Source organism: Novosphingobium capsulatum NBRC 12533, from assembly GCF_001598375.1.
GTDB lineage: Bacteria > Pseudomonadota > Alphaproteobacteria > Sphingomonadales > Sphingomonadaceae > Novosphingobium > Novosphingobium capsulatum.
This window is the reverse complement of sequence record NZ_BCYV01000008.1, coordinates 282005-305269: the sequence shown is the minus strand read 5'-3', so window position 1 is coordinate 305269 and position 23265 is coordinate 282005. Positions and strand designations below refer to the sequence as shown.

The window sequence follows — 23265 nt, the reverse complement described above, 5'->3', positions numbered from 1 at the left end:
CGTTGCATTCCCTCATCGTTGGCCACGCTTGATGCGTGTGCGATGCAGGGTTCGACGCCGGCGACGGGTGGTACCTTAGGGGGCGAGCAAAATTATTATCGTGTAGCGAGATGAATGCCGTCTGCGCGTCGCGTGATCACGAGATTGAACACGTCGGCCAGGCGCTGTGCCACGGCATCCGGATCGGTCAGGCGGAAGCGGCCGGAGACAAGCGCGCTGGCGACAGCGGGATCGTCGATCAGCAACGGGGTGTGGCCATAGCTGTTGACGACTTCGGCGAGGGTACCGAGCGGCAGCGCACGATATTCGGCCCATCCGCTCGGCCAGTCGCGGCTGCCGACCGCATCACGTGGGGATACCTGGTGTCCGGCGTGGGGGCCAAGGGCGCGTGCGGTTGACGCTCGCAGGGGGGCAGCATCGGACCGCAGTGCCGCGTCATGCCACAGTGGCCTGGCCTGGGCTGCGCCACGCCACAGCACGGCCTGGCCTGCTTCGCCGCTGGTCTCGACATCGAGCAGCGCTGTATCCCCGGCAATTTCTTCCTGCGCCGCAGTAACGATGAACGGGCGGCCGTCCTTGACCAGATCGAGACGCGCACGACCGTTGACCAGCGCGAAGCGCCGCTGGCTTCCGCTCAGGTGGACATCCACGCGGCTGGCCGCATCGAGGGTAATGGTCGAGCCGTCAGCCAGATGGATGCTGCGGATCGCGCCGTTGTCGCTGGCGAGCACTTGTGCTGGCGAGGATGGCGGCTCGCTCCCGGACCATGCATGCAGGAGCAAACCGAGGCCTGCAACGGCGACAGCCACTAGCCCGGCTATGAGCAGCCCGTGCCGGTGCCGGGATTGTGCCGCAGCGATCGTCGGTTCGTGGCGGTCGGCACCATAGCGGTCCGAAACCTGCAGGATGGCGGCATCGCGATACAGGCGCTCGATGCGCGCGTAGCTTGCGGCATGGGCGGCGCTGCGCGCAATCCAGCCTTCGAATTCTTCCTGCCGGGTGAATCCTTCGGCATCCTGGCGCACCACGAACCAGGCGATCGCCTCTTCCTCGATCAGGTCGATCTCTGGGCCGGTTGGCGGCACAGTGGTCATCGCGCCGGTTCCACGGCCCGGGCAATTGCAGCAAGGGCTTTCATCATGTGATATTCGACCGTTGCCACGGAAATGCCAAGCGCTTCATGGATTTCGCGATAAGTCTGGCCATCGACCCGGTGCATCAGGAAAACTTCGCGGGTGCGTGGTGAAAGGGCTTGTACGGCGGCCTCGTACAAGGCGAGGAGTTCGGCAGCTTCGAGCGCCAGTCCCTGCTCTGGTGCAACGGCGGGTTCCTCGGTTTCTGCCAGAGCCAGCGGGGCAGGGTGGCGCGCTGCGCGGCGGGCCCGGTCGATCAGCAGATTGCCCGCAACCTTGCGCAGGAATGCTGCGGGGTTGGCCAGGCGATCCGCGTCCGCGCTACCCAGCGCGCGCACGAAGACATCGTGGAGCAGGTCGGTTGCCAGATCCGGATCGACCTTGCGGCGCAGGAAACGCAGCAATCCGGGCCGTTCCGCGCGATAGGCGCGGCCAAGCAGGGTTTCGGTCGGAGCGGGGCGCCCCGAGGATGAAGACACGGCCGTTTCCGTGCCGGCACACCCAACGACGCGCCGGAAGGCACGTCGCTTGGTTCAGGACTGTGCTGCCAAGGCACCGCAGGGAAGCCGTTCCCGGTGGTGCGGCAGCCGCCGGACCGCTTGGTCAGGCGTGCATGATGTCTGGCGGGAGCCATTCCCAGGTTGCCGCGCCAGCGATCGGCAACCAGCGCCATCATGGCGCAGCGTGCCAGGACTGACAAGCGCTTAGCCGGCAAGGCGGACGAGCAGAGCGCTTGCTGCAGCAATGCGTCGCTGCACAAAGCGGCCGAGCAGCGGAATCAGCGTCGCCAATGGCGCGCCACCGTCTCGGGCCCGCGACCAGGTCTCCTCCAGGCTGTCCAGTTCGGCTGCGACATCCTCCAGCACCTCCGCTTCGTGATGAAGCACCGGGGCAAGGCGATCGTCGATCTGCTGCGCAAGATCGCCCCAGGCCCGGTTGCGGCAGGCCTGCGCAAGATCGGTGATCAGCGCGCGCCGACGCGTTGTCAGTTGCGTGTCGGCCATGTTGTCCGCAGCCGCAACACTGTGGTCCAGTCCGCTAGGTGTTGCGTCTTCAAGCGCGTGCAGGATTATGTGGTGTTGGCAGGTAAGAAGATCGCGCACATCCTGCTCGAGCAGGCGCGGCACGAGAAACCCCAGGCCGGGATGCAGCACGACCAGCCCTTCGCCAAGGAGGCGGTTGAGGCTGTCGCGCACCGGCGTGGCGCTGACCATCAATTGCGCGGCCAGGCGGGCGCTCTCCAGTCGCGTGCCTGGTGGCCAGGTGGCCGTCAGCAAGCGCTCGCGCAAGGCGCGATAGGTCGGCTCGAAGACATGGGCCGGGCTCAAGCGTCATGCCTTGCAAATGCCGCCAGCATGCTCGCCTGATCGGGGCGCAGCGCATCGACGGCGCTGAGCGCTGCCGGAACAGTGTCCTCGAGCAGCAGCGACGGGCATTGCCCTTCGAAATTGCCGAGGTTGGGGCGGTGCTGAACGTAGCCGAGGAGTTCGGTCAGTGGACGTGGAAACTGCCGCGCTACGGCCGGCGGATAAGCGAGGAACGGGTTTTCATAAGGCTTGAGCCAGCCCAGGCTGTAACCGATAACGATACCCCGGCGCGGTCTTGTCGTGATGTTGGCGCCGCCACCATGGACGGTGGACCCGAGGAAGCAGATCGCCGCTCCGGGTTGGCAGGCCGCGACCACCGGGGCGGGCAGATCATCGAGCGCTTGTAGCGGACGGCGATGGGTGCCGGGATAGAGCCGCGTCGCACCATTGTTTGCGGTGAAGGTGGTGAGCGGCCACATGACATTGAGCAGGAATTCGTGGGTGCCTTTGACGCCGCCCCACATGTCCTGGTCGGCATGGGGAAATTGCGCGCGCTCGCCAGGATGGATCGCGATGGCCTGGGCAACATTGAGCTGGATGCGTTCGCAGGCTGTGCCCAGCACGGCTTCGGCCAGCGCCAGGATATGCGGACAGAGCACCAGGTCCTGCACCCGATCGGCGCGGGTCAGCAGTCGCCCGAAGCGCTTGGTCCTGTGGCCGTAGAAGTCGCCTCTGGCATAAGGCGTTGCCGCGAAAGCATCGGCCAGTTCGCGATCCAGTGTTCGGATCCAGGCGCGCGGCAGGGCATCGGGGACGATCACGAAACCGTCGCGATCCAGCGCGGCGAGATCGGCCACCAGCCGCGTGCCGGTCATGCCAGGTCTCCCGCGCGGTGCAGGACACGGGTAGCCCGATCATAGACGCCGCCAGCGATCAGGCCGGGCAGCGTCTGGTCGTCAATCGTGATCTGCAGCGCCACGAGATCGCTGGCGCGCAGGTTGCCGGCGGGCCCGAGCTTGCGGCAGACCCAACCGAACCGGGCAATCTGCTCGAACCAGGCATGGGTGGCGATACCGGTGTAGGCGGCAATGCCATGGGCCAGCGCGTGTTCGGCGAGCGCCGTAACCAGCTGGTTGCGGGTCTTGCGTCGTGCGACGGCGCCCAGCGCGGGGTCGAGGCAAAAGCGCGTAATCTCGCGCACGTCCCGCTCGCGGGGGACGCCCGCGGGGCACAGGTGGGCATAGAGGTCGCCGAGCAGGTGCGGACCATCGCTGCGCAGCAGCCGCGCCGAGCCGCAATGGGTTCCGTCCGTGTCGGCCAGAACCAGGTATTCGGCGCATGGATTGTCGAACTGATCGACTTCGAATCGACCGGCGAGAACCGGCAGGTCCCAGCCCAGCAGATCGACGAAGACGCGTTTGCGGGCGGCAAACATCGCGCGCAGGGCTCTGGTCTCGACATCGACAGGCGCCGGTGGGCTTGGCTGTGGGCGGGCCGGCGACAGCATCGGGTTGGGTAGCATGGTGGTCATCCCCGTTGTGGCATGACCAGATCCCATCACGTCGCAGCGCGGCCGACCATACCAAGGAATGGGGATGCTGCGGCCGGTTCTTCAGTCAGCCCGATCGTCGACCCGCACGCCACCACCACGGGAAAATGTCCTGGTAGCCGATGAAGCCACAGAGCAGGGCGAAGGTCGTCAGCTCATGGCGCGAATGCAGGGCGCTGCGTTCGCGCGCCATCTTGAGATGCTGGATGACTGTCTCCTCGCTGATCCCGAGAATGATGCTGGTTTCGTAGGCTGTCTTGCCGCGCGCTGCCCACAGCACGCACTCGCGCTGGCGATCGGTGAACTGTACCTGCGGCGGCGTGGTTGGTCCGACGGTCAGGCGGCGTGCCGCGGCGAGGGCGATAGCGCCTATCAGCTCGGCAACCATCAGCATGCCCTGTGGCAGGCTTCGTTCAGCGCGCATGACAAAACTGCACGAGCCGCTGGATTCGCCGGGAAGATGCCGGCCAATGGTATAGCCATCGGCAAGGCCGACCTCACGGCCAATGGCGAGCATCTGGCGATCGCCTTTGGTCATGGGGATGAGACGGGGCAGGTCTCGCCAGGCAAAACCGGTCAGGCTTTTGTCGCAGGCGCGCCTGACAGGATCTCGGCCGGCCAGGTCGAACGCAACATAAACTTGCGCCCAGGCGTCGGGATAGTCGTGCAGCAGCACGCCATCGGGCGATGCGCCATGGCGATGAAGGTCGAAATTGAGCGCGAAATGGTCGAAGCCCATGCACCTGCTGGCCCGCTGCAGAGCCCTGTGCAGGTTGGACAGATCAAACGCTTGGGTGAAATCGTGCGCCAATTCCTCGATGAGATACAACGGCATGGTATGACCGTGCGATGGCACGGATCGGTTGCCCAAGCTCCAATCGTGATCGCCTGAAAAGAGGCATTGTCGGCAAAGTTCCACACTGCCGTGTTGCCCAGTTGCAGGAAACGTTTGCTGTGTCTGCTGAAACCTATCACGGCGGGCGAGCAGTTCGGCGTGGCATTGCCGGTTCTCCCTATGATTGCGCAAGCGCAGCGTATCACGGTGCCGTAAAAGACAAAATCAGCAACAAACGGGGGGGTGACGCGCACCGAATTGGTGGAATACGCCTGTCGATTGGTATCCGCTCCTGCCTGCTTGGTAATGGCGAAAGCCGTAGCGACCATCGTGGAGAGGCAAGGATCGACTGGCTATCCTCACGACAGCGATAGAACTGGTCCGCTACCCCGTTAAAGCCGGGTTCGGCAGCCGCCGGCCTCGCAGTGGCCAGTGGTTCGGATCGCCTGGGCTCGGCCCTGATTGACAAAGTTTGCCAATCTTTGCTAATTTGTCCAGATGGAGGTTCTCATGGCAACGATGAACATCTCGCTGCCCGACCCGATGAAGCAATGGGTGGAGGCGCAGGCTGACACCGGTCGGTATAGCAATGCCAGCGATTATGTCCGGGACCTGATTCGTCGTGATCAGGAGCGCGCCGACAAATTGGCTGCGATGCAGCGCATCGTTGATGAAGCGCGCGCAAGCGGTCTTAGCAATGAAACGATGGCAGACATCCGGGCACGTGCGATCAGCCAGGCCGGGTTGCAAGGCTGACTGTGGCGCGCTTTCGTTTAACGCGCGCTGCAGCCGACGATCTGGCAGCCATCTTTCTGGACGGGCTCGAGCAGTTTGGTCTGCTGCAGGCCGATGCCTATCACGAAGGGTTGGGCGTCGTTTTCGCGTTTCTTGCGAACTACCCCCATGCGGCGCGCTTGCGCGAGGACATCTTGCCGCCTGTTCGCGCCCATCCCTACAAGGCTCATCTGGTCATCTATGATATCGGAGATCAGGGCGAGGTCATTATCCTGCGCGTTCGGCACGCGCGAGAAGATTGGATATCGTCACCATACGACGGATAGGCGTAGTGGCGGGAGTTCTCCCGATTATGCGTGCTTTCGTTGACGCTGCCCTTCTGTGGGCAACTGGCTCGTCGATTTCCGCCAATTGCTCAGATATGAACAACTATGCGGGGATCAGCTAAGCTGATCCAAGCGAGTGAATCCTGTCTTTGCCCGCACTATGCATCGCAGAAATATCGCAAAGTGACGCTTCGCGACCGTCTGTTGCCTTCTACAACATTGGTTGGTTGGCGGGGATACAAGAGCGTGCGGGGCTAAGGCCATGTCAATAGAGGAGCGATCTGCGCGAACGCAGTTTGCAGCGCGCCCGGTCATACAATCTGCAAGGTGAAAGTTAGCAGGCTTCCTGGTCGGGCAGACATCGGCCTTGCCCAACTGGCGTCTGCCGCGATGTGTCAACGCACTGGCATCATCATGGTAGAATGCCGCCGGATACCGGCTGTACTGGGGACCGGCACATTGACCATTTGATTCGCCGGTACCGCTCCAGCAAGGCCGGTTGCTTTTGGTCAGCCTCGCTAGCGCTGGGAGGCGCTCGTCGTTGGCTCTAGAGCGCTGAAATCGTAAGCGTGCAGCGGTCATGGCCAAAAGCCTGCCACAGAAACGGCGAGCACACTTGGACTGGCGAAGTGAAAACGGGTGGCTCAGAAAAAGATGTAAGTCGTTGTGTTTGATGAATTATAGGCGATCAGGCGGGTGATCTGTGGGCAAAAGCAAAGAAAAATTTTTCTTTTGTTATTAATCAACGACTTAGAGATTTTTTCCGATTCCACCCTCTCCGCCATGTGCCCCCTCCGGCAATACGCCGGCCTACCCTGAAATACGCCGCAACTGCTGGCGAAATGCTGCCTGCTCTCGTGGACTCGAGTGGTGTCGAGACTTGACCTCCGCAATTGCGCACGTCTGGGCACTACTGGCCATGCTGCGGGTCTTATGTGTTTGATCTGCCACACCAAACCGGCCGGGCCAGGGCGGCCAGCAGGCCTCCAAGGTTTGCCAGATCACACAAGGTCCGGCCCTCCCCCGACATGGCGGTTAGCTGATTGCCGTTGACGCAGGTGTGGATATGGGCGGGATCAATTTGCGCCGCGACGCCCCAGGCTTTGGCGTGGGCTTCCTTGGCCGTCCATCGGCGCAAGGCATCTTGCGCTGTGCCCTGGCGCAGTTGATGCCTTTCGCCGATGGTCAGTGCATCAGGTGGCGGCGGGAGTGCCCCGATCGGTTCGATGTCCACCCCCAGGGGACAGCGGGCGATGGCTATGGCGGCATGAGGCCAGTGGCCTGCGACGCTGACATGCCAGCCTTCGGGCGCAGTGACCCGCAAGGCGCCTGCAGGAAGCCTCTCTATCGAAATGCTGTCAGGATGCGCTCCGCTGGCCAGCGCAATCAGCACCTTGGTCAATTGTCGCCGCAGGCTGCGCATGCCGGCCTGTGGGCGGCACGCCAAGTCTGCCAGATCACTGGAGCGCAAGGGCGCCTGCCGCGCCATGGTCTCCACGACTGGATTGTCGAGCCGCACCACCCAGGCGAAAGGTGCGTCGCCAACGGCGAACCGGCGCGGCAGGGCTCCGGTGTGCCAGACCGGGGCGTGCACTACCCCTGCGCCAACCGCGCCGGTGAGCCTTCCCAGGAGGTGCCGGCCGGCAGGCTTTCGCCCTTCATTACCACGGACAGATCGCCCAGCTGCGCATCAGCGCCAATCTCCGCGTCATACAGCACGATGGCATAGGAGCCGATCGTCGCCCGGTCGCCCACCGTCACGCCGCTGACCTTCATCACCCGGTCCTCGAAAAGATGGGTTTGCAGGCCAGCAAAATCGTTGAGCGCCACATCATCGCCAATGTCGACCAGATCGTATTCGGTCACATCGGTAGTGTCCATGTAACAGCGCTTGCCGATGCGGCAGCCCATCAGACGCAGATAAGCCGGAAGCCATGGCGTGCCACGCAGAGGTTCCAGCAGATTGCTGACGGCCAGGTTTTCATAGGTCGCCGTCACCAGTTCGGTGCGCCAGACAAAGGTGCTCCACAACGGCTGGGTGGTGGGCTTGTAGCGGCCCATCACCAGCCATTTGAGCAGCACCACCGACAGACCGCAGGCCAGCGCAAATCCGACATAGAGGATGGGGAACGCCATCAGGATCAACTGCCCGCCATGAGCCAGATCGTCGAGGTCGCCAACCAGGGACAGCAGGATGTCGAAGAAGGTGAGGAAGAGCGTGAGCGAGAGGATGACGCGCACCGCTTCGATCGAGAGGCGCGTGGCGATCAGCCTGGGGCCGGGCTTGAAGCGGGCACCCTCGTCGAACATGCCCACCGTCTGGCGCACCGGCAGCGAGATCGGCGGGGAGCCGAACCAGGTCCCATCAGGGCTGGCGGCAGCGCCATCGCGGGGCGGGGCCGATAGCACGCCAATCAGCACATTGTCGCCAATCGTGGTCCCATTGGGCAGCACCGCCGAATTGCCGATGAACGAGCGTCTGCCAATCCGGGTATGGGCCATTTCGATCACCCCCGGCGCCACGCGGGCCGCGCCGAACAGCACCGCATCGGCAATGAAGCTTTCCGGGCCGATATCGACCAGATCGGGCACGATGGCGGCTGCGGTGGAGATTTCGGCGCGGGCACCCACCTTCACGCCCAGCCCGCGATACCAGGGCGCCACATAGAGCGTCGCATAAATCGGGTGGAGGAGTTGGAGTGCGAGCCCGTTGATCTGCTGGACGAACCAGAAGCGCACATAGAACCAGCTGTAGATCGAATAGCGCCCCGGCTTCACTTTGCCGAGCAGCAGCCATTTGGCCGCAATCGTCAGAACGCACATCAGCACCACATAGGTGATGGCCAACAAGGGTGCGAGCAGCAGATAGGTGTACCCTTGCGTGTTCCAGTCAATCTCGATCATGGCGATGAGGCCGGGCGCGATGGGCAGAATGGCGACGATGGGCAGGATGAAGGCGGCCAGCGCCAAGGCAAGGCCGCTCAGCACCCGACGCATCGGGCTGGCGCCATTGTCGATATGGTGTTCAACCCCCGTTGCCACGCAAGTGGCCGGAGAGCCGTTCCAGCGCTCGCCCGCAGGGATGGTGACGCCGGCGGCCAGCGAGGAGAGGTCATCGAGAACCGCGCCATCGCCCAGCGCGGCATTGCGCCCGACCACCGCCATCGAGCCTACCGTTGCCCCTTTGCCCAGAGTGGCTGATCCCAGCCGCAGCATGCCCCGCTCGACCGCGCTGGTTGCCAACATGGCCTGGTCGCTGACCACGGCATCGTCGCCCAACGTGACCAGGTCGGCGACATCGATCGGGCCTCGGCCAATGAAGACCCGCCGGCCGACTTTTGCGCCCAGCATGCGATAATAGAACCGCAGCATGGGTGTGCCGGCCAGATAAGGCGTTGCAATCACTTCGGAAAACCGCCGCACGAACCACCAGCGGAAATAATAGGCGCCCCACAGCGGATAATCCCCCGCGCGATAGCGGCCGATCACCAGCCATTTGACCACAATCGAGGCGAGCATGGCCAGCGGCGGGATCAACAGGAAGCTGAAACCACTGAGCATCAAGGCGCTCAAGCGGCTCATGTTGCCCGAGAGATGGGTATAGGCCAGATAGGGGAAGAACCATTGCAGCCCGGCCACCGTATAGATCGGCAGCAAGGCGATGGTCTGTGCCGCCCAGCAGAGCCAGCGGTGCAGCGCTGGCGTGTGGTGAAAGGGTTGTTCCTCCTGGCTGGATATCGGGGCCGTGTCGCCCAGCCTTTGGGCCAGCCCGCGGATAGTCGGCGCCGCGTAGAGATCCTGTATGGACACCCCCGTCAGGCCCGGTGCCTTCCGCAGTGCCGACACCAGCCGGGCCGCCTTGAGCGAATGGCCGCCAAGATCCTCGAACAGGTCATCGGTGACCGAGATTTTCTGCGGCGCGAAGGCTTCCGACCAGATGGCGTGAAGCAGTTCTTCCATCGGCGTGGCAGGCGCGGTGACGTCGCGGTCCTCGGCCTGCGACACGGCGGGGCGCACCAGCGCCTTGCGATCGACCTTGCCCGAGGCGGGCAGGGTGGGCAGCGCATCGTGCACCTGATAGGCGGCGGGGCGCATGTAATTGGGCAGGCGCTCACGCACGCGCGTGCGCGCCGCATCGAGATCAATCTCGGCACCAGCACGGGCGACCAGGAAAGCGGCGAGAAATTCCGCGCCATCCTCGTCCTTGAACAGATGGACAACCGCCTGCGCGATGGCCCGGTCCTCGGCGATGACCGCCTCGATCTCGCCGAGTTCGACGCGGAAGCCACGGATTTTCACCTGGGTATCGATGCGCCCGATAAAGTCGATGTCTCCCACGGCATCGAGCCGCACAAGATCGCCCGAACGATAGATCAGGGCTTTCTTGCCATCGGGCCCGTCAAAGGGGGTGTGGACGAACTTTTCGGCGGTTAGATCGGGGCGGCCGACATAGCCTGGTCCCACGCCGGGCCCCCCGATGACCAGTTCACCCTCGGCGCCAGCGGCAACTGGCCACAGGTTCTCGTCGACGATCCACGCGGTATAGCCCGGCAGGGGCCGGCCGATGGTGACGCGGCGGCCCGGCTGTACCTCGGTCCATGTCGCGGTCACCGTGGTTTCGGTGGGGCCATAGGTATTGAGCATGCGCAGGCCCGGACGCGACCACCGCTCGACCAGATCGGGCGGGCACGCTTCTCCGCCCAGGTTAAGCAGGCGCAGGGCCGGAATGGGTGTTTCAACCAGAGTAAGCAGCGAGGGCACGACGTGCCACACCGTGACGCCTTCGCGCGCCAGCACGATCGCGATATCCGGCCCGGCCTTGGCCAGTGCTTCATCGGCCACCAACAGTTCGGCGCCGACGAAAAAGGCGCTCCACATGGTTTCGACCGACATGTCGAAGGCAAGACTGAAGCCGCCGAATACCTTGTCCTCGGGCGAAAGGGCCAGAATGGCGCTTTCGCTGCGCACCAGATGGCAGGCATTGGCATGGGTGATCATCACGCCCTTGGGCCGGCCGGTCGTGCCCGACGTATAGATGATATAGGCCAGGTCGTGCGGGGTAGCGCCGGTTTCTGCGCGTTCGATGCCGACGGCGTCGAGCGCGGCCAGATCGCCCAGCGCCTCGTCGACCACCAGTGTGGCGACCGTCATGGCCCCGGCGCGCTCGCTTTCGGTGACGACCAGCACCGCCTGGCTGTCTTCCACGATGTAGTCGATACGGTCCTGCGGATAGGTCCAGTCAACCGGCACGTAGCAACCACCGGCCCACAAGACCCCGAGGATGGCCATGTATTGATCGAGGCTGCGCGGCAGGCAGATGACCACCCGATCGCCGCGCTTGATGCCCATTGCGCGCAACTGCCGGGCAAAGCGCAGAGCGCGGCGGCGCAGCTCGGCATAGGTCAGCTCGGTCTTCCGGCTGCTCTCCGGGTCGTTGCCCAGTTTACGCACAGCGCAGCGCGCCGTGTGGCGCAGATAGCTCGCCTCAAAAATCTCGTGGAGCAATTCGTCGCGCGCGTAAGGCTCTTCCTCACGCAGCGCGGGCGTGGGGGCGATGGGCGCAAAGACCGTGGGCGCGGTAACCTCTTGTGCCGCGGCCAGAATGGTCTCGCTCATCGGGTTCATCTGCAATCCTCTCGCCTCGTGGTCGTGCGCCTCGCTCTCGTTAGTCCAGTATTCCTGAACGTGCGAGGTCTGACCTGTTGTTTTCCATTGGCTATCCGGGGTGAGTGGAGGACAGTAGCCGCGATGCAGATGATGGCCGGGGCGTTCTCGGCCCAGAGCGTGTCCCAGCCCCGATCCTCTCACTGCAGTGTATAAGATCGACGTGCTGTCGGTACGGCGTCATGCGCGTCTGGCAAAGCTTTCGGGGTCGGCCTGGCGCCACCATGCCGCAAGGTGCGGATCCCGCGCGCCGTCGAGCAACTCACCCGGTGCCACGAACGGGTAGAGTTCGTCGAACGAGCGCATTTCCGAGGCGTTGATCCTCTGGCGCAGGCTGTCGGGGGTAAATTCGTCCGGCGTGTTCAGGCCGGCTGCCACCACGATATCGTGCAAGGCGTCGAGCGTGGCTTTTTGGAACCGGGCGACGCGTTTGGCCTTTTCCGGCACGACGAGCCCGCGTTGGCGGGCCAGTGACTGGGTCGCGATGCCCGTCGGGCACGTATCGGTGTGGCAGCGCAGCGATTGGACGCAGCCGAGCGAGAACATGAACGGTCGGGCCGCGTTGCACCAGTCTGCGCCCAGCGCCGCGTTCATCGCGATGGCCGCGCCGGAGTTGACCTTGCCCGATGCGGCCAGCTTGACGCGGCCCTTCAGGTTGGTGCCGACCAGGGCATTGCGGGCCAGCATCAGCCCTTCGCGCAGGGGCATGCCCACGCGATCGGACAGTTCGGTCGGGGCCGCGCCGGTGCCCCCTTCGGCCCCGTCGATGACGATGAAATCGAGCAGTATCTCCGTCTCGACCATGGCCTTGACCACCGCGAACAACTCGTGCGGATAGCCGACACACAGCTTGATGCCGACTGGCTTGCCACCCGACAGGTCCCGCATCCGGGCGGCGAATTCAAGCAGGCCACGCGGGGTCGAAAAGGCCGTGTGATAGGCCGGCGAAAGACAATCCTCGCCTTCGGGAACATCGCGGATTTTCGCGATTTCCGCTGTGACCTTGGCTCCGGGCAGTAAGCCGCCGTGCCCGGGCTTGGCGCCTTGGCTGAGCTTGATCTCGGTCATCACGACCGCATCATGGCCGGCGCGCTCGCGAAAATGCTCGGGATGGAAATCGCCCTTGGCGTCGCGGCAGCCGAAATAGCCCGAACCGATCTCCCACACGACGTCGCCGCCATGCTTGAGATGGTAGGGAGACAGGCCGCCTTCACCGGTGTCATGATAGAAGCCACCGATCCTGGCGCCCAGATTGAGCGCTTCGATCGCATTGGCGCTGAGCGCGCCGAAACTCATGGCGGAAATGTTGAGCCGCGCCGCCTGGTAGGGCCTGCTGCACTGGTCCGTGCCGACGGTCACGCGCGTATAGCGTTCGGCATTGCGGGTCGGCGCGATCGAGTGGGCCAGCCACTCGTATTCCTCGGAATAGACGTCGAGTTCGGTGCCGAACGGATGGGTCGATACATCGCCCTTGGCTCTGGCATAGACCAGGGCGCGCTCGTCATGGCTGAAGGGCCGCCCATCCAGATCGCTTTCGACGATGTAGGAGCGCAGGAACGGGCGCAGCCATTCGAAGAACCAGCGCAGGCGGGCAGAGCCTGGGTAGTTGCGGCGCAGCGAATGGTGGGTCTGCGCGAGGTCGATCACCGTGATCAGCAACAAGGGCAAGAACAGCAACAGCAGCCACCACGCGCGCGGATGGTCCCAGCCTACCGCAATCGTCCCGATGGTACCGGCCAGCGCCCCGAACAGCAGCACGTTGCGCGACAGCGCATGATCGCGCCACAGCGCCTGGGTGAGGGTAGGGCGCCCGCTCACGCGATCAGGTTCCGGATGATCCCGACCACGTCGCGTCCGCGCCCGCCCAGCACGGCCTTGGCGGAATAGAGCGCCATCCCCGCGACTTGCCCCGGCTTGACCGCCGGCGGCATGACCAGTTCGTAGCGGTCGGTGACAACGTCGAGCAGCGCTGGTCCGGGCTCCTGCAACCAGGCTTGGACGGCAGCCTCGAGGTCTTCTGCGCGTTCGACCCGCCGCCCGCTGAAGCCGATCGCTTCGGCAACACGCGCGAAGTCGGGATTGACCAGCTCGGTATAGGCATCGAGCAGCCCTTCGACCTTCTGCTCGATCTCCACAAAGTCGAGCGCGCCGTTGTTGAAGACCACGACCTTGATCGGCAGCTTTTCCTGCACGGCGGTCAGCAGGTCTCCCAACATCATGGCCAGGCCGCCATCGCCCGACAGGGCAATGACCTGCCGGTCGGGGAAGGCAGCCTTGGCGCCCAGCGCCTGCGGCATGGCGTTGGCCATCGTGCCATGGGTCAGGCTGACCACTGTGCGGTTCTGGCCTGTTGCGGCAATGTGGCGCAGCGACCAGACCATGGGCGAGCCACCGTCGGCGGTGAACACCGCGTCTGGCGCGGCATGGCGCGAAATGGTCTGCGTCAGATATTGCGGATGGATCGCGCCGCCCTTGCCGACCGTGGCGTGCTTTGCCTGTGCTGCCTGTGCCTTGCGGTGATGATCGAGGCATTCGTCGAGAAAGGCATTGTCGTCGCACGGCGTGATCCGCGGCAGCAGGGCGTCAAGAGTTGGCGCGATATCGCCGACCACCCCCACGTCGACCGGATGCCGGCGGCCGAGGTGCGTGCCGTCGAGGTCGACCTGCAGGATCGTGGCTTTCTCGGGATAGAACTGCCGCCAGGCAAAGTCGCAGCCCAGGAGCAGCAGCACGTCGCAGGAGACCAGCGCGTGATAGCCTGCCTCACTGCCGAAGATGCCGGTCATGCCGACATCGAAGGGATTGTCGTACTCCAGAAAGTCCTTGGCGCGCGATGTCCGCACCACCGGCGCGCGCAGCCGCTCGGCCAGCGCCACGACCGCATCGTGCGCCTGCTCACACCCCGAACCGCCGTAGATCGCGATCCGCCGGCCGCTGTTGAGCGCCGCTGCCAGACGATCCAGTTCCGCGTCCGCAGGGCGAATGACCGGGGCGGCGCGATGCACGGCAAAGTCCGGTTCGTCGGCGGCCTTGGCGCTCGATACATCGGCGGGCACGATCAGCACCGCGACGCCGCGCTTGGCCAGTGCCGCTTGCGCGGCCATCGCCGTCATTCGCCGGGCCTGTCCCGGTGTGCGGATTTCCTCGCAGAACACGCTGCACGAGGCGTAGACCGCCTTGAAATCGACCTCCTGCGGAAAGTCGAAGCCCAGCTCATCCCGCACGATCTGGCTGGCGATCAGCACTACCGGGGCGCGGTTGCGGTGGGATTCGAACAGGCCGTTGATGAAATGCAGGCTGCCCGGGCCGCACGATCCGGCGCAGGCGGCAAGTTTGCCGGTCAGCATCGCATCGGCCCCGGCAGCAAAGCCGCCGGCTTCCTCGTGTCTGACGTGAACCCAGCGGATCCCGCTTGTCCGGATGGCATCGGTGATATGGTTGAGCGTGTCGCCAGGAATGCCATAGCAGCGCTCGACCCCTGCCGCTTCGAGTGTTTTCACGATCACGTCGGCAACGGTGGTCATACGCTGTTCCTGCTCTTGGCTGCTGTCTTGTGCCCGAACGCGCAACCCATGCTTTGGCTTCACGCGATGGTGCAAAAAAAGATCCGGTTACCGGCTTGAACCTGCCGCGAACGGCCCCGGGTTTGGCAATGGCGACGCCCGGAAATCTACCCAGCCGCTTTGACAGTTTTCTGTGGCTGCATAGCAGTTTGCTTCAGTGTCGGTCGGCGCAATGGCGCATCGGGCCGCACCGGCGCGGGGACCCAATCTCCGACTTGATCATCACGCCTGCGCTAGCGCGAGAGGTAGCCCGCTTCGGCCGCAAGACTGTGGCCGGTGACATAGCTGGCGGCATCCGAACTGAGCCATGCGCTGGCTTCGGCGACTTCCTCGGGGCGACCAAAGCGGTTGAACAGGCTGAGTGCGGGCGCAAACTCTGCTTCGGTGTAGCCGCTCGCCTCCAGCGCGCCGCGCAGCATCGGCGTAGCGATCGCGCCGGGCAGCACGGCATTTACGCGTATGCCTTGTCATCGATCCGGAGTTCGACTTTTTTGCGGCATGGCAGCCCGATGACCGGATGATCGCCTTCCACAAGGAATTGCTGGCAGAATTGCAGCAGCAATTCGGATTGGCTTAGAGCGCGGCCCCGTTCAATCCAGCTTGGTGGGGCGGCGCGGGCGATCAAGTCGCGTCACGCCGCCATTACCATTCATATGCGCCGGGGCAGACCGTGGTCGATGATGATTGCGCTCACGCCGCCCAGGCAAAGCGCCATCAGGCCACCCTGCGCTGCCGGCACGCTATTTCAAGCCTTGCAGATAGGCGATGATCACCGCGCGCTTGGTCGGGTCCTTCTCGCCAAAGAAGGACATTTTGGTGCCCTTGACCGCACTTTGCGGCGCAGTGATGAACGTGTCGAGCGTCTTGGCATTCCACGTGATGACGCTTGGAAGCCGCACCGCTTGTCTTCCTGCTATCAGGCAACGCGGAACAACCGCGCGCGCGACAAAGTAAAGGATGAGTTGGCGACAGTCTGGCTACATCTGCAAGTGCACGTTTTGCCGAAATAATTTACCCCTGTTTAACGTGTTTCAAGCAGTCTCTACCGATGGCAAAATTTTTCGCCGCGCTCGGGAAGGTCTGCCGCGTTGCGCTACGCATGTCGCGCGCCGGCAGCACGTCTCACGCGGCGTTGCTGACTGTGCTGATAAGCCTTTCGGTGCTGACCTCGGTGCTTATCGTCACTTTCCTGGTGTGGAACGCCGATGCCCATGCCGACCGGCTGGCGGCCATTTCGATTTCCGGGGCGATCGATCGCGAACGGTCGCGCATCAGCAACGAAACCTACATCAATGCCCATTGGAACGATGCTTTCGCCCACGCCTATGGCACCATGGACGATCCGTGGATCGTGTCGCAATGGGGAACGCCGATCGGCCTGGGCTATGTGATCGATGCAAACGGACGGACGTTGTTTGCGCATCTCCCATCCGGACGGGCGCCCCCGCTTGCTGACCTGATCGGGCCGCGGACTCTCAAGGCCTTGCTGGCCCGGGTACCGGCGAATGAGGCCGCCGTAAGGCAGCGCGGCGATGCCATGGTCCTGCTGGGCAAGGCGGGCGACACGCCGGCGTTGATCGCGTTTTCGCCGATCGTTCGGGAAAGCGGCCCGGCGACGCTCGACACGTCGACCTATCGTATTTTCGTGGACATCCGCCTTCTCGACAACAAGCTGCTTGCAGAATGGGGCAAAGGCTTTGGCTTGCAGCATCTGCGATGGGCGCAGAGCCGCCGATCCGCAGGGGACGAAGCTTCCACCTTGGTGCGCGATTGGTCGGGGGCGCCGCTCGGCACGATTGCTTGGCAACGCCTTGCTCCGGGCTCTTTGGCCGTTCGCGAGTTGTTGCCGATAATCGGCTTTTCCATTATCCTGTTTCTGGCGGTTGCCGCCCTCATCGCGCGTCGCGTTCAAAGCCTGAACCGAGAGCTGGCGATCCAGTCCCACAGCGCCATCGAGGCCGGCCGACAGGAGCGGGAGGCGCGCCTGCTGGCAGACAGCGATGAACTCACCGGGCTCTACAACCGGCGGCGTTTCTATGCCGATCTCGAGCATGCGGCGATCCCGGCCAACCTCGATGCCATGACCGTGGGTTTGATCGATCTCGATCGCTTCAAGCCGATCAACGACACGTTCGGCCACCTGGTGGGAGACGGCGTGCTGATCGAGGTTGCCCGCTTGCTGCGCGACACCGCAGGCCCTGTCGCCACGCTCTATCGCCTGGGCGGCGACGAATTTGCGATGATTGTGCAGCTTGATGGCGCGGCCACCCTGCGGCTGGCGGAGACGATCTGTGCCGCTGTGGCAGCGCGGATGCGCATTGGCGACAGGCAGGTGAGCCTAGGGGTGTCGATCGGGCTGGCCCCGTTTGTCGACAGCGAACTCACCCCGGTGGACCTGGCCAAGCGTGCGGACCACGCACTTTACCACGCCAAGCGGGAAAGGCCCGGACAAGCGGTTCCTTTCAATCTCGAACTGGAACGCCGGCTGCTGGACGATCACGTCATCGAGGCGGAACTGCACGCAAGCGAATTCGAAAACGAACTGCATTTTGATGTGCAGCCGATCGTTTCCATGCAATCGGGCGCAGTGGTGGGCGGAGAACTCCTGGCGCGCTGGACGAGTGCGCGCTTGGGCGTGGTCGAGCCCCAGCGCTTTGTCGAAATTGCCGAACGCAGCACAGTGATCCATGTGATTACGCGCAATGCCATGCGCCGCGCGTTGGAACTGCTGGACATGCTGCCGCCGGGCAAGACGCTCTCGGTCAACGTATCCGCCTGCGATCTGCACTGCGCCGAGACGGTGGATGCGATCCTTGACATGGTCAGCAATTCGTCTGCCGACCCACGCCGCCTGTGTATCGAGGTGACCGAGACGGCGGTGATGCGCAACCTTGACGCGGCGATCCATGCGCTTCACCGCTTCCGCGCCATTGGCATGCAGGTTGCGCTGGACGATTTCGGCACGGGCTATTCGAGCCTCAGCAATCTTCATCGCCTGCCGCTCGACAAGGTGAAGATCGACCGCAGCTTCGCCCTCAATTTCGACAACAGCTACAGCGTGTCGATCGTCGATGCGGTCGTCAATCTTTGCCATTCGCTGGGGCTGTGCTGCATCGTCGAGGGGGTGGAGACGGCGTCACAAGCATTCAAGTTGCAGAAAATCGGTTGCGATCTCATGCAGGGCTATCTGTTCAGCTATCCGTTGAATGCCAACGTCTTCGTGACGTTTGCCGCGCAGTGGTTTGCGCCGAGAGAAGAAGGCCGGCCGCGCATCGCCGGCTGATCCGGCATTTCCGCACTATTGTTCCGCGTGGCGCACGATCGTCTCGCACAGGCGGTGCGTCGCCAGGATCGCGGCCGTATCGACCGGTCGACGCTCGCGGGCGGCGAGCAGGAAATCGTCGCACATCGCTTCAAAACCGCGTTGCCGGCCAACCGGAACCCAGTCGCCGCGGCGTTGCAGGCTCTGTCTTCCACGCGTGTCGACACGGTCAGCCAGGTTGAGGACAGTGTGGCGGGCGCCGCCGCCGATGACGTCGAGGCGTTCTTCATCCAGGCCGCTGTCACGATGCATCATGCCGATGGCGTTGAACCCGTCGCCAGCCAGCGTCAGGGTAACCGCGTGCAGCAAGCCATCGATGACGTTGGTTTCGATCGTGTGGCGAAGTACTGGCCCAGGCACCATCGACAACAGCGTATCCACGACATGAATGAAATCGTCGAAGATCACGCGGCGCGGTTGGTCCGGCTGCGCATTGCGGTGCTTTTCCATGACGATAAGGCTGGCGTTCGTGCCGCGCAGGGTGGCGTAGTCTGGCGCGAACCGCCGGTTGAAGCCCAACTGCAGCGGCGTGGCGCGGGTCTGTGCCAGCGTGGTGAGCGCTTCAACCTCGGCAAGATTGTCGGCGAGCGGCTTGTCCACGAACGTGGCGATTTCACGTTCGAGGAGCAATTTCACCAGTTCGGCGTGTGCAGACGTGGCCGCGTGGACAAAGGCCGCGTCGAACGTGGTGGCAGACAGCGCATCGATGACGCTGTTGTGCCGATGCTGGATGCGAAACGTGCGACCTACTTCATCGAGCACAGATCGATCCCGCGTCGCCAGATGGATTTCGAGATCGGGCCGCGTGGCCATGACCGGAAGATACGCCTTGCGGGCGATGTCGCCCAACCCGATCACAAGAACACGCATGCACTTTTCCTGTCTTCACCGGGCCAAGACGTTCACCTGGCTGGGATATATCGGGTGCCGGGGCACCGCAACCGGCTTTCCCACGTCATTTGCCGGGGATGGGATCGGCTGCCGGCTTGGCGGCATGCATGCCATCCGCGTTCCGACCATGGCGGGGCAGCGCCAGTTCGAACGCGGTGTCCTTGCCGGGTAGCAGAGACAGATCGCCGCCATGGGCACGGGCGATCTGTCGTGCCAGGCTCAGGCCGATGCCGCTGCCTTCCTTCTTGGTAGTGTAGAACGGGCGGAAGATGCGCGCGCGGCCCTCATCGGGCACGCCGGGGCCGTTGTCGGCAACCCATATCGACAGGCGGTCGTCCAGCTTGGCGGAAAGGCGAACCTGCGGGGCGTTGGTTGCGGCCACCGCGGCCTCGGCGCCATTCTGGAGCAAGGCCCACAAGGCCTGGCTGATCTGGTCGCGGTCAATGATGACCATGCCGTCTGGCGGCCCATCCGCCACGAAAGTGACGCGGCCGCCCCAACGCGCGGCGAACATGCGGCGCAGATCGTCGAACAGCACCGCCAGCGTCGTCGGCGCCAGGACCGGCTCGGGAAGCCGGGCCAGCTGGCGATAGGCCTGGGTGAAATGGAGCAGGCCATCGGCACGGCGAGACAGCGTGCCGAGCATGTCGCGCAAATGCGCGACCGGTGGCGGCGTGTCATCGAGCGTCGCCAGCGCGCTGTCAGCGAGCGAGGCGATCGGGGTCAGCGCGTTCATCACCTCGTGGCTCAACACGTCGAGCAGTTCGCGCGTGGTTCGCGCTTCGGCCAGGCGTTCTTCCCTCTCGATGTCGATCAGGGCGAGGATGGTGCGTGCGGCGCCAGCGCCATGGGCTTCGATCCGATCGATGCGATAGGCCCGGCCGGCGTAGCGCAGGCGCGGCGCACTTTCCCGCAAGGCCTCGGGCACATCGATCAGCACGTCCTCGATGTCGAACAGCATGCGCGCTGCCCGATTGAGGGCGCGAACGCGGCCGCTGCGCTCCACGCTCAACAGGGGGGTGGGCGCCTGGTCCAACACGGCACGCAGCACCGCGCGATCGGTTTCGCCATCGGGCGCCGCCACCTGTCGTTCGGCGGGCAGGTGCAGCGGCATCGCGCGGGCAAGCGCGAGGCTGGCCAACCAGAAGCCGAGCAACAGCACCAGCACGAAGCAGGCATAGAACCCGCCGGTCCAGGCGGCGACCGTAGCCGCGCCGCAGCCGAACAGCAGCAGCTGTCCTGGCAGCGCCGTCCTTACGCTGCTAGAGGCCATGCTTGGCCATCCGGCGATAGAGCGCAGCCCGGCTCAGCCCCAATTCTTCGGCCGCGTGGCTGACATTGAAGCCGTGCCGCTTGAGCGCCGCCGCAACCAGCACGCGCTCGCTCTCTTCCAGGTTGAGCGTGGACGCGACCGCTGCTGGCGACGGCGCTTCGGCCGGAGAAGGGCCGAGACCCAGGTCAGCCTCGCTGATCAGCCCGCCATCGCCGAGCACCACGGCCCGCTCCACCGCCTGGGCCAGGCCGCGCACGTCGTCGCTCCAGGAGGTGACGGCAAGAGCCGTCTCCGCCTCGGGCATGAAGCCCAGCACCGGTTTGCCGTGCCGGCGTTCGGCCGCGCGGGCGAAATGGCGCGCGAGCAACAGGGCATCAGCGCCGCGCTGGGTCAGAGGCGGCATGGCGATTTCCACCGTGCCCACCCGTGCCCGCAACGCCGGGATCAGCGGCTCGGCCGTGTCTGCCGTGGCGACAATGCGAATATCGGCCGGCAGGCGGGCGAGCAGGCGCCCCTGCGCGACCTCGGCCAACCGATCGACGTGGCGCAGCAACAGCGTGCCGCCGGACGCGCGCTCGATATCGGCCGCTGCGACATCGTCGCGCGGATCGGCCGCGGCGCGCGCGTCCAGCATCACCAGTTCGCCCGCCGCGCGCGGGGAAGCGTGATGGATCGCCCTGCTCGCCAGGGTGCGTCCTGAGCCGGCCGGGCCCAGGATCAGCACATTGGCGGTTGTCGGCCCGACCCGCCGGACGAGGTCGCGCACACGCTCGATTGCTGCGCTGGCGCCGAGCAGGCGCGGTGGATCGGCCGGAGTGCCATCGTGCTGGCGCAGCGCCGCGATTTCCCGCCGCCTTTGGCGATGGGCCAGCGCCGCGCGCACGCGCTCGAGCAGTTCCTCGTTGCGCCATGGCTTCATGACGAAATCGATCGCACCGGCCTGCATCGCGGCCACGGCGATGCGGATGCCGCTGTGCCCGGTGATCACGACCACGGCCGCATCCGCATCATCGCCCAAGAGCCGGGCCAGCGCGGCGAAGCCTTCCTCGCCGTGGGTGCGGCCACGTGTGAAATTGAGATCGAGCAGGATCGCGTCGGCTGGCGCCAGCTCCAACGCCGAGTAAGCCTCTTCGGGCTGCATCGCGCTGACCAGCTCGATCCCGGCGCGGCCGAAGAGGACGGCGACGGCCTGATGCACGTCGCGATCATCGTCGATCAGCAGGACGCGGGGCGGGCTTGACGGGGGCGTTGGACTGTCCATTTCCGGACAGTGTGTGCGATATCGCAACGAGGCTTGTCCAGCAGGGTCTGATGTTCGTTGTATTATCAGTGCTTTAGGAATGTTCGCCAAGCTTTGCGATACTGTCCGCATGAGTAATGGAGCATCTTTCGAATCGCCACCTTCCCCTGGTGCCGGGATGGACCGCCGCGTCACGCGGCCTCGCGCCAGCCGTCGCTGGCGCTGGGTGGCAGGCGGCGTGGCGATCGTGCTGGCGGCAGGACTGACCTGGCAACTGCTGCCTGCGGCCGGATCGACCGATATCGCAGCAGCCACGATCGAGACCGGCACCGTCGTCCGCGCGCCGTTCGAGGACTATTTGCCGATCCGCGCCTCGGTCGCCCCCAAGGTCACCACACTCGTCGATACGCTGTCGGGCGGCCAGGTGGAGAAACTGCTGGTGCAGGACGGCGCCTGGGTCACGGCCGGCCAACCGCTGGCCACGCTGGTCAATCCTACGCTCAAGCTCGACGTGCTGACCCGCGAGGCGGAAATCGCCAGCCAGCTGGGCACCCTGACCGGCGACGAACTGTCGCTGGAGCGCAGCCGCCTCGACCGGGCCGCGCAGACCGCATCGGCCAATTATGACCTGCTCAAGGCGCGGCGCGACCTGGCGATCCGGCAGCAGTTGCACGATCAGGGCTTCGTGTCTGACGAGGGTGTGAAAAGCTACCAGGAAGAGGCCGATTACCAGCGCAAGCGCCTGGGCCAGTTGCGTGCGGGTCAGGACCGTGAAGACCAGACCGCCGGGCTCCAGGCCTCACGCCTCGCCGACACGCGTGAGCGCTTGAGTGGCAACCTTGCCGCGGTGCGCGCCGGACTGGATGCGCTGGTGGTGCGTGCGCCGGTCACTGGCCGCTTGGGCAACTTGGTGATCCAGCCCGGGCAGACGCTCAAGGCGGGCGACCACGTGGCGCAGGTGGATAGCGAAGGCGCCTGGAAACTGGTGGCCGACGTGGACGAATACTATCTCGGCCGCGTTGCCGTGGGTCAGCAGGCCAAGGGCGACGCCGGCATCGGTCTGGTCGTCAGCAAAGTCCTGCCCGCCGTCGCCAATGGCCGTTTCCACATCGAACTGGGCTTTGTCGGCCCCGTGCCACAGGGCCTCAACCGCGGCCAGACCATGGATATCCGCGCCACCCTGGGGGCAACCAGCAAGGCGCTGGTGGCCCCGGTGGGCGGCTGGCTCGACAGCGGCGGCGGCACGTCGGCCTTCGTGGTCGATGCAGATGGCCGCCACGCCCGGCGTCGCGCGATCAAAGTCGGCCGGCGCAACCCCGCGCAGGTGGAAATCCTGGCCGGGCTGGACGCGGGAGACCGCATCGTGACGTCTAACACATCGTCCATCACGGGCGACATCATCAACCTTCGCTGACCAAAGGGCCCAG

General features: G+C 64.6%; 20 protein-coding genes. 4 read left to right on the top strand and 16 right to left on the bottom strand.

Annotated elements, in window-relative coordinates; translation table 11 throughout:
* Positions 1-95: 95 nt before the first annotated feature.
* From SCA01S_RS08240 to SCA01S_RS08215, 6 genes are all read right to left on the bottom strand, one after another.
* Positions 96-1094, bottom strand: a complete 999-nt coding sequence (locus tag SCA01S_RS08240) for a FecR family protein (protein ID WP_062784660.1) — start codon at positions 1092-1094, stop codon at positions 96-98.
* Complete coding sequence (locus SCA01S_RS08235) at positions 1091-1612, bottom strand: RNA polymerase sigma factor (RefSeq protein WP_174544788.1); 522 nt, start codon at positions 1610-1612, stop codon at positions 1091-1093. The genes SCA01S_RS08240 and SCA01S_RS08235 overlap by 4 nt, the downstream gene beginning before the upstream one ends.
* Before the next feature lie 225 nt (positions 1613-1837).
* On the bottom strand, positions 1838-2461 hold the full coding sequence (locus tag SCA01S_RS08230; RefSeq protein ID WP_062784658.1) for a GntR family transcriptional regulator: 624 nt from the start codon (positions 2459-2461) through the stop codon (positions 1838-1840).
* Positions 2458-3315 (bottom strand): phytanoyl-CoA dioxygenase family protein, encoded by an 858-nt coding sequence (locus SCA01S_RS08225; protein ID WP_062784656.1) that lies wholly within the window; start codon positions 3313-3315, stop codon positions 2458-2460. Before SCA01S_RS08225 ends, SCA01S_RS08230 begins: the two co-directional genes overlap by 4 nt.
* Positions 3312-3971 (bottom strand): acyl-homoserine-lactone synthase, encoded by a 660-nt coding sequence (locus SCA01S_RS08220; RefSeq protein ID WP_245652496.1) that lies wholly within the window; start codon positions 3969-3971, stop codon positions 3312-3314. The genes SCA01S_RS08225 and SCA01S_RS08220 overlap by 4 nt, the downstream gene beginning before the upstream one ends.
* An 85-nt stretch (positions 3972-4056) precedes the next feature.
* Positions 4057-4800 carry a helix-turn-helix transcriptional regulator gene (locus SCA01S_RS08215; RefSeq protein ID WP_245652495.1) on the bottom strand — a complete coding sequence of 248 codons (744 nt, stop codon included), beginning with the start codon at positions 4798-4800 and terminating at the stop codon, positions 4057-4059.
* A 534-nt stretch (positions 4801-5334) separates the two neighbouring features.
* Between SCA01S_RS08215 and SCA01S_RS08210 the strand changes: the two genes are divergently transcribed.
* Together SCA01S_RS08210 and SCA01S_RS08205 are read left to right on the top strand one after the other, a co-directional pair.
* Positions 5335-5580 carry a type II toxin-antitoxin system ParD family antitoxin gene (locus SCA01S_RS08210; protein WP_062784812.1) on the top strand — a complete coding sequence of 82 codons (246 nt, stop codon included), beginning with the start codon at positions 5335-5337 and terminating at the stop codon, positions 5578-5580.
* A gap of 2 nt (positions 5581-5582) precedes the next feature.
* Entirely contained in the window at positions 5583-5885 is a 303-nt protein-coding gene (locus SCA01S_RS08205; protein ID WP_062784652.1) for a type II toxin-antitoxin system RelE/ParE family toxin, read from the top strand.
* A gap of 931 nt (positions 5886-6816) precedes the next feature.
* On the opposite strand, the gene SCA01S_RS08200 is transcribed toward SCA01S_RS08205, so the two are convergent.
* From SCA01S_RS08200 to SCA01S_RS22145, 7 genes are all read right to left on the bottom strand, one after another.
* Complete coding sequence (locus tag SCA01S_RS08200; protein ID WP_062784650.1) at positions 6817-7479, bottom strand: 4'-phosphopantetheinyl transferase family protein; 663 nt, start codon at positions 7477-7479, stop codon at positions 6817-6819.
* Positions 7479-11501: a Pls/PosA family non-ribosomal peptide synthetase gene (locus SCA01S_RS08195; protein WP_062784810.1), complete on the bottom strand. Its 4023-nt coding sequence runs from the start codon at positions 11499-11501 to the stop codon at positions 7479-7481. Before SCA01S_RS08195 ends, SCA01S_RS08200 begins: the two co-directional genes overlap by 1 nt.
* A 228-nt stretch (positions 11502-11729) precedes the next feature.
* Positions 11730-13367, bottom strand: coding sequence for an FMN-binding glutamate synthase family protein (locus tag SCA01S_RS08190; protein WP_062784648.1), 1638 nt, complete (start codon positions 13365-13367; stop codon positions 11730-11732).
* Positions 13364-15073: a thiamine pyrophosphate-dependent enzyme gene (locus tag SCA01S_RS08185; RefSeq protein ID WP_062784646.1), complete on the bottom strand. Its 1710-nt coding sequence runs from the start codon at positions 15071-15073 to the stop codon at positions 13364-13366. The genes SCA01S_RS08190 and SCA01S_RS08185 overlap by 4 nt, the downstream gene beginning before the upstream one ends.
* Positions 15074-15345: 272 nt before the next feature.
* Complete coding sequence (locus tag SCA01S_RS08180; protein WP_062784644.1) at positions 15346-15558, bottom strand: SDR family oxidoreductase; 213 nt, start codon at positions 15556-15558, stop codon at positions 15346-15348.
* 5 nt (positions 15559-15563) lie between these two features.
* Positions 15564-15737, bottom strand: coding sequence for a hypothetical protein (locus SCA01S_RS22150; protein WP_156306455.1), 174 nt, complete (start codon positions 15735-15737; stop codon positions 15564-15566).
* A 115-nt stretch (positions 15738-15852) separates the two neighbouring features.
* Entirely contained in the window at positions 15853-16011 is a 159-nt protein-coding gene (locus SCA01S_RS22145) for a c-type cytochrome (protein ID WP_022677892.1), read from the bottom strand.
* 200 nt (positions 16012-16211) lie between these two features.
* On the opposite strand from SCA01S_RS22145, the gene SCA01S_RS08175 reads away from it, so the two are divergent.
* Positions 16212-18395 (top strand): putative bifunctional diguanylate cyclase/phosphodiesterase, encoded by a 2184-nt coding sequence (locus SCA01S_RS08175; RefSeq protein ID WP_167542875.1) that lies wholly within the window; start codon positions 16212-16214, stop codon positions 18393-18395.
* Between the two features lie 15 nt (positions 18396-18410).
* Here the strand turns inward: SCA01S_RS08175 and SCA01S_RS08170 are convergent, their stop codons facing one another.
* The 3 genes from SCA01S_RS08170 to SCA01S_RS08160 all read right to left on the bottom strand — a co-directional run bounded on the left by SCA01S_RS08170 (position 18411) and on the right by SCA01S_RS08160 (position 21859).
* Positions 18411-19304 (bottom strand): Gfo/Idh/MocA family protein, encoded by an 894-nt coding sequence (locus SCA01S_RS08170; RefSeq protein WP_062784640.1) that lies wholly within the window; start codon positions 19302-19304, stop codon positions 18411-18413.
* Between the two features lie 85 nt (positions 19305-19389).
* Positions 19390-20598, bottom strand: coding sequence for a sensor histidine kinase (locus SCA01S_RS08165; protein WP_062784638.1), 1209 nt, complete (start codon positions 20596-20598; stop codon positions 19390-19392).
* The gene (locus SCA01S_RS08160; RefSeq protein WP_062784636.1) at positions 20588-21859 is read right to left on the bottom strand and encodes a sigma-54-dependent transcriptional regulator; all 1272 of its coding nucleotides are present in this window, start codon (positions 21857-21859) and stop codon (positions 20588-20590) included. The genes SCA01S_RS08165 and SCA01S_RS08160 overlap by 11 nt, the downstream gene beginning before the upstream one ends.
* A 157-nt stretch (positions 21860-22016) precedes the next feature.
* Between SCA01S_RS08160 and SCA01S_RS08155 the strand changes: the two genes are divergently transcribed.
* Entirely contained in the window at positions 22017-23252 is a 1236-nt protein-coding gene (locus SCA01S_RS08155; protein WP_062784634.1) for an efflux RND transporter periplasmic adaptor subunit, read from the top strand.
* Positions 23253-23265 lie beyond the last annotated feature (13 nt).